Raw genomic sequence first — 14,909 nt, 5'->3', positions numbered from 1 at the left:
CAAACCTTGCTCTGCCTCTGAACTGCGTGGGCGCGCATTATCCCTGTTTTATCCGTTACTTCCAACCGGCGTGATTCATCAGCATCAGGGCGTCGGTATTACGCGCCCCCACTTTTTCCAGTGGGATAGACTCGGCCTTAAATTCACCAAAACCTTTAAGCAATTCGCTGGACTCCACATCACTGCGCACCGGATATTCACCGTTATGTTCGGCATACCATTGCTGCGCATCTTTACTCAGCATAAATACCAGTAACTTGTTGGCGTTCTCTGCATTCGGCGCATGTTTGGTGACACCGGCACCAGAGATATTCACGTGGGTACCGCGATCAGATTGATTCGGCCAGAACACCTTCACTTTCTTAGCGGCTTCCACCTGCGATTTATCCGCATCAGTTAGCATACCGGCCAGGTAGTAGGTATTGGCAATAGCAATATCACACTGCCCAGCAGCAACGGCCTTGATTTGATCACGATCGCCGCCTTTGGGCGGGCGGGCAAAGTTCTTCACTAAGCCTTTTGCCAGCTCCAGCGTAGCCTGCTCACCAAGCTGCTCAATCAATGCCGACACCATAGACTGGTTATAAATATTGGTGGATGAACGCACACAGATTCGCCCTTTCCACTTGGCGTCGGTCAAGTCTTCCAGACGATTCAGCTCTTCAGGTTTAACTCTGTCGATAGCGTACATAATAGGTCTGGCGCGCTTGGTCAGGGCAAACCACTGATTGTCCTGATCACGCAGATTGGCGGGCACCCATTGCATCAACTGTTCATTAGCCTGAGCGCTCTGCAGCAAATTCGATTCTTTAGCCCACTGCAGGCGGCCAACGTCGGTGGTCACCAACAAGTCTGCCGGGCTGAATTGGCCTTCAGTAGCAATGCGGGACAGCAAGGTATCAGCATTACCGGTGATTAGATTAACCTGGATACCTGTTTGCTTGGTGAAGTCATCCAGGACCGGCTTAATTAACGCTTCCTTACGTGCAGAATAAACATTCACTTCCTGTGCCGCCTGTACGGTGGTCACAGCAGATAACAAAAGGGCAAGGACAGAAACAGGTTTGAGCATAATTTCCCTCTTACGAAGATCAAGCGGCCAGTTCGGCACAGGATAAGACGGTCACTCTATCCTTTTTGATAACAATTCTCAATAACAACGAACGTCATCCACCGTCTCAGACTCTGCCTTGGCCGCATCAAACTCAGGCTTTGCTTTGGTACATAAAATACTGGCATTCCTGCATACCCAGCTTCTGGTATGTCGCCTGAGCAACAAGATTCTCCTTTTCCACATACAAGCGGAAGCCACATACATTACCCTGCGCTTTAGCCATGTCTTGCACCTTATGATAAAGCGCGGAGTAAATTCCCTGTCGTCTGGCTGCAGGCACAACGTATACGCTTTGGATCCACCAGAACAAGCTGTTACGCCAGTCGCTCCACTCATAAGTTACCGCCAGGCTACCGACGATTTCACCTTCGCGCTCTGCCACCAGATAAAAGCCGTAATGGGGGTGCTGAAGAATGCCGTTAACCCCCTGACGCAGCGTCTGTGCTTCCAGGGTCTTGTTTTCGGTTTCCAGCGCCATCGCCTGATTAAAGGCGGTTAATGCCTCAAGATCCTGGGCAACGGCCTGACGAAGAATAAAATCGGTCATCTGTATATCCTGACAAAAGGGCGCCAACGGCCCGCTATAAGTGCCGCGCATTCTAGCCGAAGCCCCAATGCAGGCCAAGGTTGGTCACCGCCAACATCAGTCCATCAAGCGTCTGGGCAAAGTGGCCCAGGTTGGTTAAGATCGCCCCATCAAATCAGCAGCAAGAATCTGACTATGAGCGACAATCCTCTGGTGTATTCCACCGCAACCGGGCGCATTGCCGAACCAACACCAGCTAAGCAAGCCCCCAAAGGCGACGGCATTATCCGTATCAAACGCGAAACCAAAGGTCGCAAAGGCAAAGGCGTGACGACGGTTTACGGCATGCAAATGGACGATAACGACATCAAACAGCTATGCAGCGACCTGAAAAAAGTCTGTGGCACAGGTGGTACGGTTAAAGAAGGCGTGATTGAGATTCAGGGTGACAATCGCGACAAGATAAAAGCATTGCTTGAAAAGAAAGGCTTTCAGGTTAAGCTTGCCGGAGGCTAACCGCCTTTCGTCAAGACATCGTCACTGAGGATCCCAAATGGAGCATATTTCCCGCAGCGAGCTGAGTATTTTGCTGGTTGAACCGTCCGATACCCAACGCAAAATCATCAGTGCTATGCTGGCCAAGGAACAAATCGGCCGGATCGAAACCGCCGGTAACGTTCAATCCGCACTGGAACATATTCATAAACACGGCGTTGATCTGGTGGTCAGTGCCATGTATTTCGAAGACGGCACAGGATTGGACCTGCTGAAAACCATCAAGCAGGACGAAAAAACCGCCTCGGTCGCCTTTATGCTGGTATCCAGCGAGTTCAGACCAGCCAAGCTGGAAGAGTTTAAACAAGCCGGTGTTGTTGCCATACTGCCCAAGCCGTTTGAACCGATTCACCTATCCCGCGCACTGAATGCCACACTGGATCTGATCAATGCAGAAGAACTTGAGCTTGAGCTGTTTGATATCCACGAAGTACGTGTATTGTTGGTAGATGACAGCCGCATGGCGCGCAACCACATTCGTCGCGTGTTAGAAAATATGGGTCTGAAAAAGATTACCGAAGCGGAAAACGGTGCCATGGCCCTCACCTTTCTGAAAGATAACGCCTTCGATTTATTGGTTACCGACTACAATATGCCGGAAATGGATGGTCGTGAGCTGTCTGAGTTTGTTCGCTATAACCCCGATACCGCGCATATTCCGATTATTATGGTGACCTCAGAAGCAAACAGCGCCCATATGAGTAATATTCAGCAGACTGGCGTGAATGCTCTTTGTGATAAGCCTTTTGAGTCGGCCGAAGTACGTAAAATGTTAAGCTCCCTGCTGGGGCAATAACGATTAAGAAAAAACCGGCCAAGGCCGGTTTTTTTATACCTAATAAACCTATTCTTGTCCGACCTCTTCAATTTACTTCGGCATAACCGTAAGATGTTCTAAAAACAAGGAATTACGTCATGCTCTCGACGACATCCCGTATCCTCAAAATCACCTTTTTGGGCCTGCTAAGCCTTATTCTGCTGGTTCTGCTCGGTACCTATTTGTTACTGCGCGCCAGCTTGCCGCAGTTGGATGGCCAGCAAAGCCTGCCAGATTTACAACAGGAGGTTACCGTCACGCGGGATGAAAGTGGCATGGCCGTGTTCACCGCTCAGAACAGACTGGATTTAGCCCGCGCAGTCGGATTTGTGCACGGACAGGAACGCTTCTTCCAGATGGACTTACTAAGACGTAACTCAGCCGGAGAGCTATCAGCCTTGTTTGGCGAGGCGGCAGTAAACCGCGATAAGGAAATTCGTCTGCACCGATTCCGCGACCGTGCCGAGCGTATCTTAGCGACCATGCCAGAGGAACACCAAAAGATAATCCAGGCCTATACAGAAGGTGTAAACCAGGGGCTGGAGCAACTTGGCGCCCGCTCGTTTGAATATTATCTGCTAAGCCTTGAGCCAGCCAAATGGCAACCCGCCGACACCATGCTGACGCTATACAGTATGTATTTGGACTTGCAACACCATGACGGGCGCAGAGACTTCAGCCTGAGTCTGATGAAGGCCCATTTACCTGCCGACTTATATGCATTTTTACACCCCGAGGGGAGTCAATGGGATGCGCCAATAGATGACAGCCTGCGCAGTACTAGTCCCCTGCCCTCATCAGGCTGGCCGTCTTCCAATAACCAGCAGTTAGTCATGCTGGACAATCAACCAGAAGACCGCACTATCGGCAGTAATAACTGGGCCGTCGGTGGAGCGCTGAGCCCCTATCAGGCGGGGATTCTGGCCGACGATATGCATTTAGGCCTGCGCGTTCCCAATATCTGGTTCAAGGCGCAGTTTAACTGGCAACAACATGGCCAGGCCCATCAGGTCACCGGCGTTACGCTACCAGGCACCCCCCTGATGGTGGTGGGCAGTAATGGTAAGCTGGCCTGGGGATTTACTAACAGCTACGGCGATTGGAGCGATCTTATCCGCCTCAAATTAAATGAGGCTGGTGATCAATATCTTACCCCTGCAGGTTATCAACCTTTTGACTATGTCAGTCAGCAGATAAACATCAAAGGGGCGCCCACCCAGACCATTCAGGTAAAAGAGACTATCTGGGGACCTGTGGTATCCGAAGATGAAGATGGCACACCGCTGGCACTGCGCTGGGTGGCCCATGATAATCAAGGGGCTAACCTTAATCTCATCGGCTTGGAACTGGCTGAGAATGTCGAGCAAGGGGCTGATGTAGGGGCAACGGCTGGTATGCCAGCACAAAACCTGATGATGGCCGATAGCCAGGGTAACATCGGCTGGACAATCTCCGGCCCTATGCCGATTCGCTATGGCTTCGATGGGCGTTACATCGCTGACTGGAGCGATGGCAGCGCCGGCTGGTCAGGCTATCGCAGCGCCGAGGACTATCCCAAAGTAATTAATCCCACCGAACACAGGCTGTGGACGGCGAATTCTCGCGTGGTGGGCGGCGACATGTATGACAAAATCGGCGATGGCGGCTATGCCCTGGGTGCTCGCAACCAACAAATCCGCGACGGGCTGCGTAATAAAGATCGTTTTAATGAGCAAGACTTACTGGATATTCAGTTAGACGACCGAGCGGTATTCCTAACCCCCTGGCGAGACTTTATGCTAAGCAGTGTGCTGCCTGGTAGTCATCACCCACAAAAAGCCCTGGTCAAAGAAGCCCTGCAAAACTGGACAGCCAGAGCCTCGGAACATGATTTGGGGTACTTGCTGGTGCGCCAGTTCCGCTTAAACCTCAGGGACAAGGTCTATCAGGATTTGAACCGCCTTATGCTGGAGCATTCAGGGCGTTTTAACTTCAATGCGGTACGTAATCAGATGGAAGCACCATTGTGGCAAATGGTCAGCGAGCAACCTGCCCACCTCATCCCCAGTGATTTTGACAGTTGGCAGGAACTCTTTAATGCCGCACTAACCGACAGCCTGGCCAAGCTTGACGCTGATTTCGGAGACTGGCGTACGCTGACCTGGGGGCAGTTTAACGCGGTGGATATTCGCCATCCTCTCAGTGCCTTTGTACCGCTGCTGGGCAACCTCACGGATATGCCTAAGGAGTTACTGGCTGGGGATAGCTTTATGCCTCGCGTCGCACAAAGCAGCTCAGGTGCTTCCCAACGTTTAGTGGTCGCACCAGGACACGAAGACAAGGCTATCTTCCATATGCCATCCAGCCAGGCTGGCCATCCTCTTTCCCCCTATTTTGGTGTGGGCCACGAAGCTTGGCGTAGCGGTCAGCGCACCGGGCTGTTACCTGGTCCTGCGCGTTACAACCTTACCCTGCAACCAATTGGGGGTTGACAAGGGGGCCTCTGCCCCCTTACATTCGGGCTCATGAGAACGATTAATTTTTCTTTTGCGCATTTTTTTACCTCACCTGAATCCGGGAGGTAGTTGGCTGCGCAAAAGCCGAATACAGAAAGCCTCCCACCAGGGAGGTTTTTTTTTGACTTTTTTGGGGCAAATCACACCCCGTTTATCAGCAACAGGAACCACAGATGACAGACTATCAGGCACAACTGGAACAGATACGACAACATATCAGCGCGTTAGATGCGGAGTTACTCAGCTTGTTGGCTAAACGCCAGCAATACACCAATCAGGTGGCGGAAACCAAAATCAAAGCGCATATGCAGGTCAGAGATCCGGTTCGTGAAGAACAGTTGCTGATCAAACTCATTAAGCAAGGTCAGTCGCTGGGGCTGACACCTCAGTACATTACCGCCCTGTTTCATGTGATTATCGAAGATTCTGTGCTTAATCAGCAGATGCTGTTAGCGCAAAAGGCTAATCCTGACAATGCCCAGCCCTTAAATCGCGTGGCATTTTTGGGTGACAAAGGTTCCTATAGCTATCTGGCAACACAAAAGTATTTTTCCCGCCGCTCCGGTGAACTGATGGAAATTGGCTGCCCCAGTTTCGATGCCATTATCCATAAAGTGGAAACCGGTGAGGCAGACTATGCAGTGCTTCCTATCGAAAACACCTCATCAGGCAGTATTAACGAGGTATTCGATGTATTACAGCACACTAGCCTGTCGATCATTGGCGAGCTAACCCACCCGGTTGAGCACGCATTGCTGGTCGCCTGTGATACCGATATCAGTAAACTTAAGACGCTATACGCTCATCCACAAGTATTCTCTCAGTGCAGTCATTTCCTGGCTGAGCTTGGCAATATTGAGGTTAAACCTACCGACAGCACCTCGGCCGCCATGTTGAAAGTCTCCGAGATGCAGGACCCTTGCGTTGCTGCCATCGGCAGTGCACCGGGTGGCGCTCTGTATGGCCTGACCCCAATTAAGTCCAACCTGGCCAACCAAAAAGAAAACCACAGCCGCTTTATCGTGGTAGCCAGAAAACCGGTTACCGTGCCGCTGCAGATCCCGGCCAAAACCACCTTGGTAATGAGCACAGTGCAAAAGCCTGGTGCTTTGGTGGAAGCCTTGCTGGTCCTGCGGGATAACCAGATCAATATGACTAAGCTGGAATCACGGCCGATCAACGGTAACCCGTGGGAAGAGATGTTTTATATTGATGTGGAAGCCAATTTGCAGGATGGCCCCATGCAAACCGCCGTCGAGCAGTTGCGTGGCATTACCCGCTCATTAAAAGTGCTGGGCTGCTATCCCAGTGAAGAAGTCACGCCAACCCGCGTTGCTGCCGCCAACGCACTACAGGGCTGATAGCCAATTGAAAGTCATGGTCAAAGGATATGACCATGACGCTAACTTTAAAGCTAAACCGTTAGTCTTGTGCAGCCGCTTTGAGTGTGTCACCCAGAGCATCATCTATGGCTTTGGCTTTTATAAAGGCCGGGCGGTCCATCAGACGCTTTGCATAGTCTTCAAATTCGGGACGCTTAGGCAAACTGTTAAACTGCAAGCCCCAAATCACATGGGAGCCAACATACACATCGGCGGCGGAGAATCTGTTCCCGGCCAGATAGCTGGAGGCTGATACCACCTTCGCCAGCACGTCGACGGCTTTATCATAGTTACCATAGCCCACCATGGCCTGCTGCTCGTCATTGACCTCAACCTTAAGCAAACGATTCACTATCGCCGCTTCGAGAGGACCCGCGGCAAAAAACAACCAGCGATAATAAGCCGCCCTGTCATAAAAAGGCGGGGCCAATGCTGCTTCAGGAAAGGCATCAGCAAGATAGGCGCAAATGGCAGGACACTCTGTCACTACTTTCCCTTCATGGACCAGAGTGGGTACTTTTCCCATGGGGTTGATAGCCAAATACGCTGGCGTTTTCATTTGCTCGCCATAATTCAAAACGACTTGACGATAAGCCACACCAGTTTCTTCAAGCATCCAACGCACTACTTGCCCGCGCGACCAGGGGTTGGTGTAAAACACCAGGTCGCACTGATTGTCTTCAACTAGCGGCATCTGCATTTCCTTTTCTTGTTTGAATGGCGAATACAAGATAGGCAATAGTCAGTGCCTATTCCAGTCAAAAACAGTCCGAATATCCCGTCGCTTTCTCACACCCCTTTAAATCAGCGCCGTTTTACTAACCGCCAGATACATAACCAACAAAACAGAAAGCGGGATAACCATTAAGGCCAGTGCTGTAACAAGGTAACTTGACGATAACCGGAAACCAAGGGAACACAGGCTTATAAAAAAGCACAGGAGGGGAAATACGTTAGTTAAGCCGCCGACCAGATAAACGACGCAGCGGCTCTGATAGCACCATAACTTGCAACTCCTGAGGCTCAAAATACCTTACAGGTTTATGTACAGCACTTTCCAATGAGGCAAATTCCAACGCCTGATTAAAACAGGGAAGCAATGCGTTGCTTTCTTCCCAGCCAGCTAATGCACTCTGCCATTTCGCCAGCAAAGTCACGCTTTGGCCATCCAAGCTTTGGTGCAGCGATGCAGAAACAAAGCCTGGCATAGCCCTGACTTCATCCTCTGTCGTGCGGGTTAAAAACTCCACCAGCCGTTTCTGATTTTCTGGAGTAACCCGGAATACATTAATCTGGGTGAATAGCTGATTAGCAGGAAAAAGAGATGCCATAGTGAACACTCCTCAGCGGGACATTGGAACCAGTGCTTGCCACCAGCGCTCGGTAGTTAAGGAACTTCCATTGCCAAGTACTTCACCTGGCAGTGGGGTGAGCAGTCGGACCTGCTGTTTATCAGCCAATTGCTGAATACGCTCCAGGGGCTCGTACCAGGCATGAAAAGCCAAATCGAAGGTTCCGTTGTGAATGGGCATCATCACTTTGCCTCTCAGATCAAAGTGTGCCATGAGACTTTGTTCAGGCGTCATATGTACATCGGGCCAATCAGAGTCGTAAGCACCAGTCTCCATAAAGGTGATATCGAAAGGACCGTATTTCCGACCTATTTCTTTAAACCCTTGGAAGTAACCAGAGTCACCGCTGAAAAACAAACTCTCGTTGTGTGTCTTTATAACCCAAGAGCCCCAAAGACTATTATTAGCATCACTCAAACCCCGTCCGGAAAAATGCCGGGTCGGTGTGAAAGCAATCATACCTTGCTCAACACTGTGCTCCTGCCACCAATCAAAACTGATGATTTTGTCAGCAGCCACGCCCCATTTTTGTAAGTCGGACTCAACTCCTCTGGGCACCATAAAGTGTCTTGTTTTGCTCTGTAACTGACAAATTGCTGCTTTGTCCAAATGATCATAATGGTTGTGCGATATCAGCACCCGGGCAATATCCGGCAGCTCTTCAATACTAATAGGGGTGGGATGAAAACGTTTCGGTCCCATAAAACTAAAAGGCGAGGCACGTTCGGCAAACACCGGGTCAATCAACCAAAATTCCCCGTAAACTTTAAGCAAAATGGAAGAATGTCCAAGCTTAATCATATGCAAAGCATCAGTTGGCAACTCGAGCAGTTGTGCACGGGACAACGGCTTAACTGGCAACACGATGTCAGGTGCAGCATGCACTTTCTTTTCGGTAAAAAAGCGCAGCATAATACCTAAAGTTCTGGCTAGACTGGTTGGTGCTACCGCCTCTTCATTAAAAAATTTGCCATCGCGGTAGTTGGCCTGAGAGACAGGCGACACCACTCCATCGGCAACGAGATGATTATTCAAAGCTCCCCCTCCTAAAACTAACGCAACTAAGAAACCTGCCGCACTGAACCGTTTTTTCATACAAAACCAAATGTAAACTACACGGTGTAGTTTAGGCTAGGTTTAGTAAAAGTAAACTGCTAAGTGCATTTTTTTTTGAAAGAGGTAAACTGTGAAGCATCAGATAAGGTGATGTATGAAACTATCGGATCAGAAACGACAACACATTCTGGAGGCTGCTGAACAATTGTTCTACCAACAGGGCATGGAACAAACCAGTATGGATCAGGTTGCACAGTTGGCGAATGTGTCAAAACGCACGGTGTACAATCATTTTGAAACAAAAGATGCCCTATTTCAGGCCATTCTAGACCGCATGCGCGAACAGATTGGCAGCACCAAAGCTATTACCTTTATTACTGATGAAGATATCCAGCCTCAGCTCCTGCACATTGCCCAGCAAGAAGCCGACATGCTTGGTTCAGAAAAGTTTTTACGCACGGCAAGAGTGGCCTTTTTGCATATGCTCAAGCAACCGGAACTAGCAAAACGCCTGAGTGGAAGTAAGGTTGGATGTATGAACTTTCTGGAAACTTTTCTGGCGCAGGCAGTCGCTGCCAACGTACTTAAAATTGACGATATAGAGTTGGCTGCCAAACAGTTTGTTATGCAACTGAAGTCCTTTCTATTTTACCCTCGCCTGTATGGATTTGATGAGCCAGATAACGCGCAGCGACAGCATATTATCAATGAGACCGTTGCTATGTTTTTAGCACGCTATCGAGCTGACAAGTAATGAAAGTGGTAGGGCGTCAAGGACGCCCTGGTGTAACTTAACTGCGATCATCATCGGCTTTAAGCAACAGCTTCTTACTTTCCACTAAACTTTTCTTAGCAAAATCACCAAACCACTGACCAATATGGAAAAAGTCTTTGATAAAGGCGGCTTTATCGCCGGTTTCCAACATCTTCAACGCTTGGTCTAAATGGTCTCGAAAACGTTTGAGTAGCGGCAGGCTCTGTTTGTTACTGAAGATAATGTCCGCGTATAAATTGGGGGACTGCGCAAATAAACGCCCAACCATTGCCAGCTCCAATCGGTAAATAGGCGAACTAAACTGAATCAGCTTTTCCAGATCGGGATTCTCGCCGGCCAGATGTGAGCCATACACATAAGTACAGAAATGTCGCATGACCTGAATAAATGCCATGGCATCGTCATGCTCCTGGGCAGTACTTTCATTCAGAATTGCTCCCCAACTGCGCATTTGCTCAAGTAGCCACCCATAGCGCTCTGCATACCGGCCATGACACACCACAATCACTTGCTTTACCAAACTGGGCACATCCGGCCCGAACATTGGGTGCAGACCCAGAACAGGCCCGTTATGCACGTCCAGCATGGCATGCAACGGACCTGACTTGGTACTGGTAATATCTGCCAACAAACAATGTTCAGGCAGCCCCGATAGTTTGCTAATCACTTCTTCGGTCAGCTTCATTGGCACCGACACCAGCACCAATCCGGCACCGTTAAAGATTGCGTCGGCATTCTGCCAGTCATCCTGTTCCAAAATGGCAACCTCGTAACCACTTAGCTGGAACATATCCACGAACACACTGCCGAGCGCACCTTTCCCCCCAATCACCACCGCTTTGCCAAGTTCAGGATTACAACAGCGATAACGTTGATGCTGAGTTTGATAAGACTCACGCATTATCCGCCTGAGCAGATCTTCCACCAGGGCGGGTGACAATCCCAGGGCTTCGGCCTCTGCCCGTCGCTTGGCTAACAACTCAGCCTCGCGGCTGGGTACGTAGATTGGCAAACCTACCTGGCTTTTGATCTCTCCGACTTGGCGAGTAATCGCCAGGCGCTTGACCAGGAGTTCCACCAGCTGACTATCCAGCTCATCAATTTGCTGGCGCAGAGGCGCCAGGGGATCGGCATGCTCGGTCATGCTTAGCTCGCTTGTTTCATTTTCTTCATGCGCATTGGCAATATGGTTATCAACTTTTCTCTGGTCTGTTTAAGCAGCTTATCGGTGCTGGCCCAGTCAATACAGCCATCGGTGATAGACACACCATAATCCAGCTCAGCGGGCTTCTTGCCGTCGCTGCTCTGATTGCCTGCATTCAAATGACTCTCCAACATAATACCGATAATAGACTGATTGCCTTCCAGAATCTGATTCATAACATTGGCGGCAACCAGAGGCTGACGACGATAATCTTTATTTGAGTTGGCATGGCTGCAATCCACCACTAATCCAGCGCTCAGCTTGGCCGCCTGCAGTTGCTGCTCGCATTCAGATACACATACCGAGTCATAGTTGGGCTGCTTACCGCCGCGCAAAATAATGTGACCGTCAGGGTTACCCTGAGTTTGAATAATGGCCACCTGCCCTTGTTTGTTAATGCCCATAAAATTGTGGCCTGAGGCCGCCGATTGCAACGCATTAATCGCGATACCCAAGCTGCCGTCCGTGCCATTTTTAAAGCCGACCGGCATAGACAGGCCACTGGCCATTTCGCGGTGAGTCTGGGATTCAGAGGTACGCGCACCAATGGCCGACCAAGCAAACAGTTCGGCGAGATATTGTGGGCTGATAGGATCTAATGCTTCGGTCGCCACCGGTAACTCCAGCTCGGACAACCAAATTAGTAGCTCTCTGGCTTTTCGCAGGCCCGCTTCAATATCAAAGGTACCATCTAAGTGCGGGTCATTAATCAGACCTTTCCACCCCACTGTGGTACGTGGCTTTTCAAAATATACGCGCATGACGATATACAGGGTGTCTTTGGTTTCTTCATGCAGTTGCTTGAGCTTAAGCGCATATTCTTTGGCGGCGTCGATATCATGTATAGAGCAAGGTCCGCACACCACCAGTAAACGGTGATCACGGCGATGAATAATATCAGCGATGGTGGCACGTGATTGCGCAATCACCTCAAGAGCACGCTCACTGACCGGCATTTCTTTAGCTAATGCATCGGGCGTAATCAGAACTTGTTCACCGGAAACGTGAACGTTATGAATGGAATCTTTTAACATGGCGGTCATTACCTGTATGAGTGTCTTTACAAATGATAGAGGAATTTTGGCACCAAAAAAGGTGCAAAACTGAAAAAATCAGCGGTATCGAGAGGTTTTAAACAAGGAGTGTAATAAAATGTTTACTTTCATGATTATTTTTCAAATAACAGACGATTGACTTTTTATCATTTCAAGCATCCTGTTGCAAGGTGAGATTGAAAGACATTCTCTGTACGGTGTCTCTGCCCATGTGAGTTTGTAACTTTATTGGCAGAAAAATCTGCCAAACGATCATCAATTTGTCACATGACAAAGATAGCCTTGCCGCCAACCCCTTCGCTTTAGCCTTACGAGATAACCAACTTGAAAAAGCTTAGCCTAATTATTTCCCTGCCTGTTCTATTTGGCCTACTGGTGTTGTTTGCGCTGAATATGACATCGCTTTATCAAACCCAACGTATCATTCAGCGTTTTGAGGATATGGAGCAGAACACTTTGTCTGCTGAGCGGCAGACTTCAGCGATTCTGGCCAGCTTTAAGACTCAGGTGCAGGAATGGAAAAACGTGCTTTTACGCGGTTATGAACAAAAGAATCTGGATAAGTACTGGCAAAGCTTTGTAAAACACGAAACACAGATTCAGCGGGAGCTGGATGATCTGGAACGCCACTATCGGCTGCCGCCTGAAATACTCTCTGAGATACAGGCATTCAGACTAGCCCATCAAACGATGGCAGAGCAGTACCGTCAAGGCTTAGCGCAATTTATTCAGGCCAACCACGATCCTAAATTTGGCGACAAGGTGGTAAAAGGCATGGACCGTGAACCTGCTGCGCGATTAGCCAGCCTGGAGGATAAAATTGCCGGGTTGGCCAGAAGCGAGTTATCGGCCATGAAAAGTACCACCGATGCCGCGATTAATTCCATTTTGTTACTCAGCCTGCTGCTGACATTCTCTACTGTTGCCTTAGTCCTCTATGTACTTCGCCAGCAGGTTATCCGCCCCACTAAGTCAATTACTCAAGGGGTCAAAGACCTCATGAACTGTCACTATGAGTCTCCAATCCGCTATCAAAGTCAGCATGAACTCGGGGCTTTAGCGGACGCCACACGTCACATGCAGGGCAAGATGCAAACCACTGTCAACCTGCTTAGCCAAGCACAACAAGAGGTAAATCACTCGTTTGACGCCCTTCAAGATGTTAGCAAAATCATCAGCCAAGGCGCCCATGATCAGCAGTCCGTCTCGCATCAGTTGCAGCAGGGTATGGAAAACCTTAATCAAATAGTCACCAAATTACAGACAGTAACGGATATGGTGTCCCATTCCAGTAATCAGGCCAAACACAACGCCGATCAGTGCTTCCACATTTTTGATAATGCCAACAAAGGGTTTGAGCGTCTGGTGATAGATACCGAGCAAACCAGTAAACTCATCGAAGCGCTGCAGAGCAAGAGTGCGGACATCACCCGGGTTGTCAGGGTGATTAATGAAATTGCCGACCAAACCAATCTGCTCGCATTAAATGCGGCGATCGAAGCCGCGCGGGCCGGTGACCATGGTCGCGGCTTTGCTGTAGTCGCGGATGAGGTACGCTCATTGGCGCTTAAAACCCAGAATTCCACCGCAGACATCCAAAGCATGCTGAGTGGCTTTCAACAGGACTCAGCCGACGCGGTGAGCGCCATGCTAAAAGGACGCGATCAATGTATTACCAATGCTGATGAAGCTAAGTCGGCTTTGCAGCGTCTCAATGAACTGGTCAGTGATGTCAGTGGTATCGAATCTGTCGTCAGCGATCTTAACCAGGCTGCGGAAGCCCAATCTGCGGTGTTAGTGCAGATGAATGCCTGTGCATCTCAGGTGGTTGAGTCATCAGAAGCCTATATTGCGCTATCTGAACGTACCGATGTGTCAAACGCGGTCAAGCATGCATCCAACAACTTACATCAAGTGGTGGAGGCCCTGACAACCCCACTAAAAGCGCCACAGGAATCGTCCCGGATAGTCAGCAGTGCGCTTCAGGTTAGCTTACGATAGGCATCACTGAGTTGCTGGCAATAGGCATGGTCCCCCCCTTTATCTGGATGGTGCAGGTGCATTAGTCGCCGATACTGACGCCGGATGGCAGCCTGATCTGCGCTGTCATCCAGTTCCAGTATGGCTAATGCAGCACGTCGTTCATCGGGGGATAACACCCCGCTCATACGCCGCCAAAAATCATCCAGCAAACTCGTCACATCCGCTTCGCTGGTCTGCCTGAAATTATCCCAGTTAAGATAGTAAGCGGCCAGACCATCGTGGGCAGTAATGTCTGCATTGCCGGGCTGATAAGGCTGCAACTGGATGCGCATCGCGCTGATAAGAAGCTCGTTTTGCTGACGAAGACGCAGGTGATTACGCAGCTGATATAGCTGATGAAACAACACAAAGTGGGTTTGGAACATGACCAGTGGATCTGACAGTGTCAATTCGCTGGCAAATATACAATGGGGGGCGGATTTAAGCAGACTGATTAAATCATATTCACTCAGCCCCTCAGGCGCCTGTTGCAACAACTGGTGCAACAGGCCGGCAAAATCGGCGGGCTGGCTCATACAAGGTGCCGCCTGATAAA

The 14,909-nt window shown here is 49.7% G+C and carries 14 protein-coding genes; 6 read left to right on the top strand and 8 right to left on the bottom strand.

Annotated elements, in window-relative coordinates:
- Positions 1-55: 55 nt before the first annotated feature.
- Positions 56-1,072, bottom strand: coding sequence for a Fe(3+) ABC transporter substrate-binding protein (locus KJY73_RS05820; protein WP_214341277.1), 1,017 nt, complete (start codon positions 1,070-1,072; stop codon positions 56-58).
- Positions 1,073-1,205: 133 nt separating this feature from the next.
- Positions 1,206-1,661, bottom strand: coding sequence for a GNAT family N-acetyltransferase (locus KJY73_RS05815; RefSeq protein WP_206592869.1), 456 nt, complete (start codon positions 1,659-1,661; stop codon positions 1,206-1,208).
- 174 nt (positions 1,662-1,835) lie between these two features.
- Here KJY73_RS05815 and yciH point away from each other — a divergent pair, with 174 nt between their 5' ends.
- The 4 genes from yciH (at position 1,836) to pheA (ending at position 6,868) form a co-directional block, all read left to right on the top strand.
- Positions 1,836-2,156: a stress response translation initiation inhibitor YciH gene (gene yciH, locus KJY73_RS05810; RefSeq protein ID WP_206592868.1), complete on the top strand. Its 321-nt coding sequence runs from the start codon at positions 1,836-1,838 to the stop codon at positions 2,154-2,156.
- Between the two features lie 37 nt (positions 2,157-2,193).
- Entirely contained in the window at positions 2,194-2,991 is a 798-nt protein-coding gene (locus KJY73_RS05805) for a response regulator (protein WP_214341274.1), read from the top strand.
- Between the two features lie 119 nt (positions 2,992-3,110).
- Positions 3,111-5,483, top strand: a complete 2,373-nt coding sequence (locus tag KJY73_RS05800; RefSeq protein ID WP_214341272.1) for a penicillin acylase family protein — start codon at positions 3,111-3,113, stop codon at positions 5,481-5,483.
- A gap of 197 nt (positions 5,484-5,680) precedes the next feature.
- Complete coding sequence (gene pheA, locus KJY73_RS05795; protein WP_206592865.1) at positions 5,681-6,868, top strand: prephenate dehydratase; 1,188 nt, start codon at positions 5,681-5,683, stop codon at positions 6,866-6,868.
- Between the two features lie 61 nt (positions 6,869-6,929).
- Here the strand turns inward: pheA and KJY73_RS05790 are convergent, their stop codons facing one another.
- The 3 genes from KJY73_RS05790 to KJY73_RS05780 form a co-directional block, all read right to left on the bottom strand.
- A complete protein-coding gene (locus KJY73_RS05790; RefSeq protein ID WP_214341270.1) occupies positions 6,930-7,583 on the bottom strand; it encodes a glutathione S-transferase family protein in 654 nt (217 codons plus the stop codon).
- A 259-nt stretch (positions 7,584-7,842) separates the two neighbouring features.
- A complete protein-coding gene (locus KJY73_RS05785; RefSeq protein WP_214341268.1) occupies positions 7,843-8,220 on the bottom strand; it encodes an antibiotic biosynthesis monooxygenase family protein in 378 nt (125 codons plus the stop codon).
- 12 nt (positions 8,221-8,232) lie between these two features.
- Positions 8,233-9,276: an MBL fold metallo-hydrolase gene (locus tag KJY73_RS05780; RefSeq protein WP_232848401.1), complete on the bottom strand. Its 1,044-nt coding sequence runs from the start codon at positions 9,274-9,276 to the stop codon at positions 8,233-8,235.
- A gap of 175 nt (positions 9,277-9,451) precedes the next feature.
- Here KJY73_RS05780 and KJY73_RS05775 point away from each other — a divergent pair, with 175 nt between their 5' ends.
- On the top strand, positions 9,452-10,051 hold the full coding sequence (locus KJY73_RS05775) for a TetR/AcrR family transcriptional regulator (RefSeq protein WP_206592861.1): 600 nt from the start codon (positions 9,452-9,454) through the stop codon (positions 10,049-10,051).
- A 37-nt stretch (positions 10,052-10,088) separates the two neighbouring features.
- On the opposite strand, the gene tyrA is transcribed toward KJY73_RS05775, so the two are convergent.
- Positions 10,089-11,216, bottom strand: a complete 1,128-nt coding sequence (gene tyrA, locus KJY73_RS05770; RefSeq protein ID WP_214341252.1) for a bifunctional chorismate mutase/prephenate dehydrogenase — start codon at positions 11,214-11,216, stop codon at positions 10,089-10,091.
- Positions 11,217-11,218: 2 nt separating this feature from the next.
- A complete protein-coding gene (locus KJY73_RS05765; protein WP_206592859.1) occupies positions 11,219-12,310 on the bottom strand; it encodes a 3-deoxy-7-phosphoheptulonate synthase in 1,092 nt (363 codons plus the stop codon).
- A 345-nt stretch (positions 12,311-12,655) separates the two neighbouring features.
- Here KJY73_RS05765 and KJY73_RS05760 point away from each other — a divergent pair, with 345 nt between their 5' ends.
- Positions 12,656-14,332 (top strand): methyl-accepting chemotaxis protein, encoded by a 1,677-nt coding sequence (locus tag KJY73_RS05760; protein WP_214341249.1) that lies wholly within the window; start codon positions 12,656-12,658, stop codon positions 14,330-14,332.
- On the opposite strand, the gene KJY73_RS05755 is transcribed toward KJY73_RS05760, so the two are convergent.
- Entirely contained in the window at positions 14,314-14,889 is a 576-nt protein-coding gene (locus KJY73_RS05755; protein WP_214341247.1) for a DNA-J related domain-containing protein, read from the bottom strand. The genes KJY73_RS05760 and KJY73_RS05755 overlap by 19 nt on opposite strands.
- Positions 14,890-14,909 lie beyond the last annotated feature (20 nt).

The organism is Bowmanella yangjiangensis (genome assembly GCF_018531185.1).
Lineage (GTDB): Bacteria > Pseudomonadota > Gammaproteobacteria > Enterobacterales > Alteromonadaceae > Bowmanella > Bowmanella yangjiangensis.
Note: the sequence above shows the minus strand (reverse complement) of the source record. Positions and strands in the feature narration are given on the sequence as shown.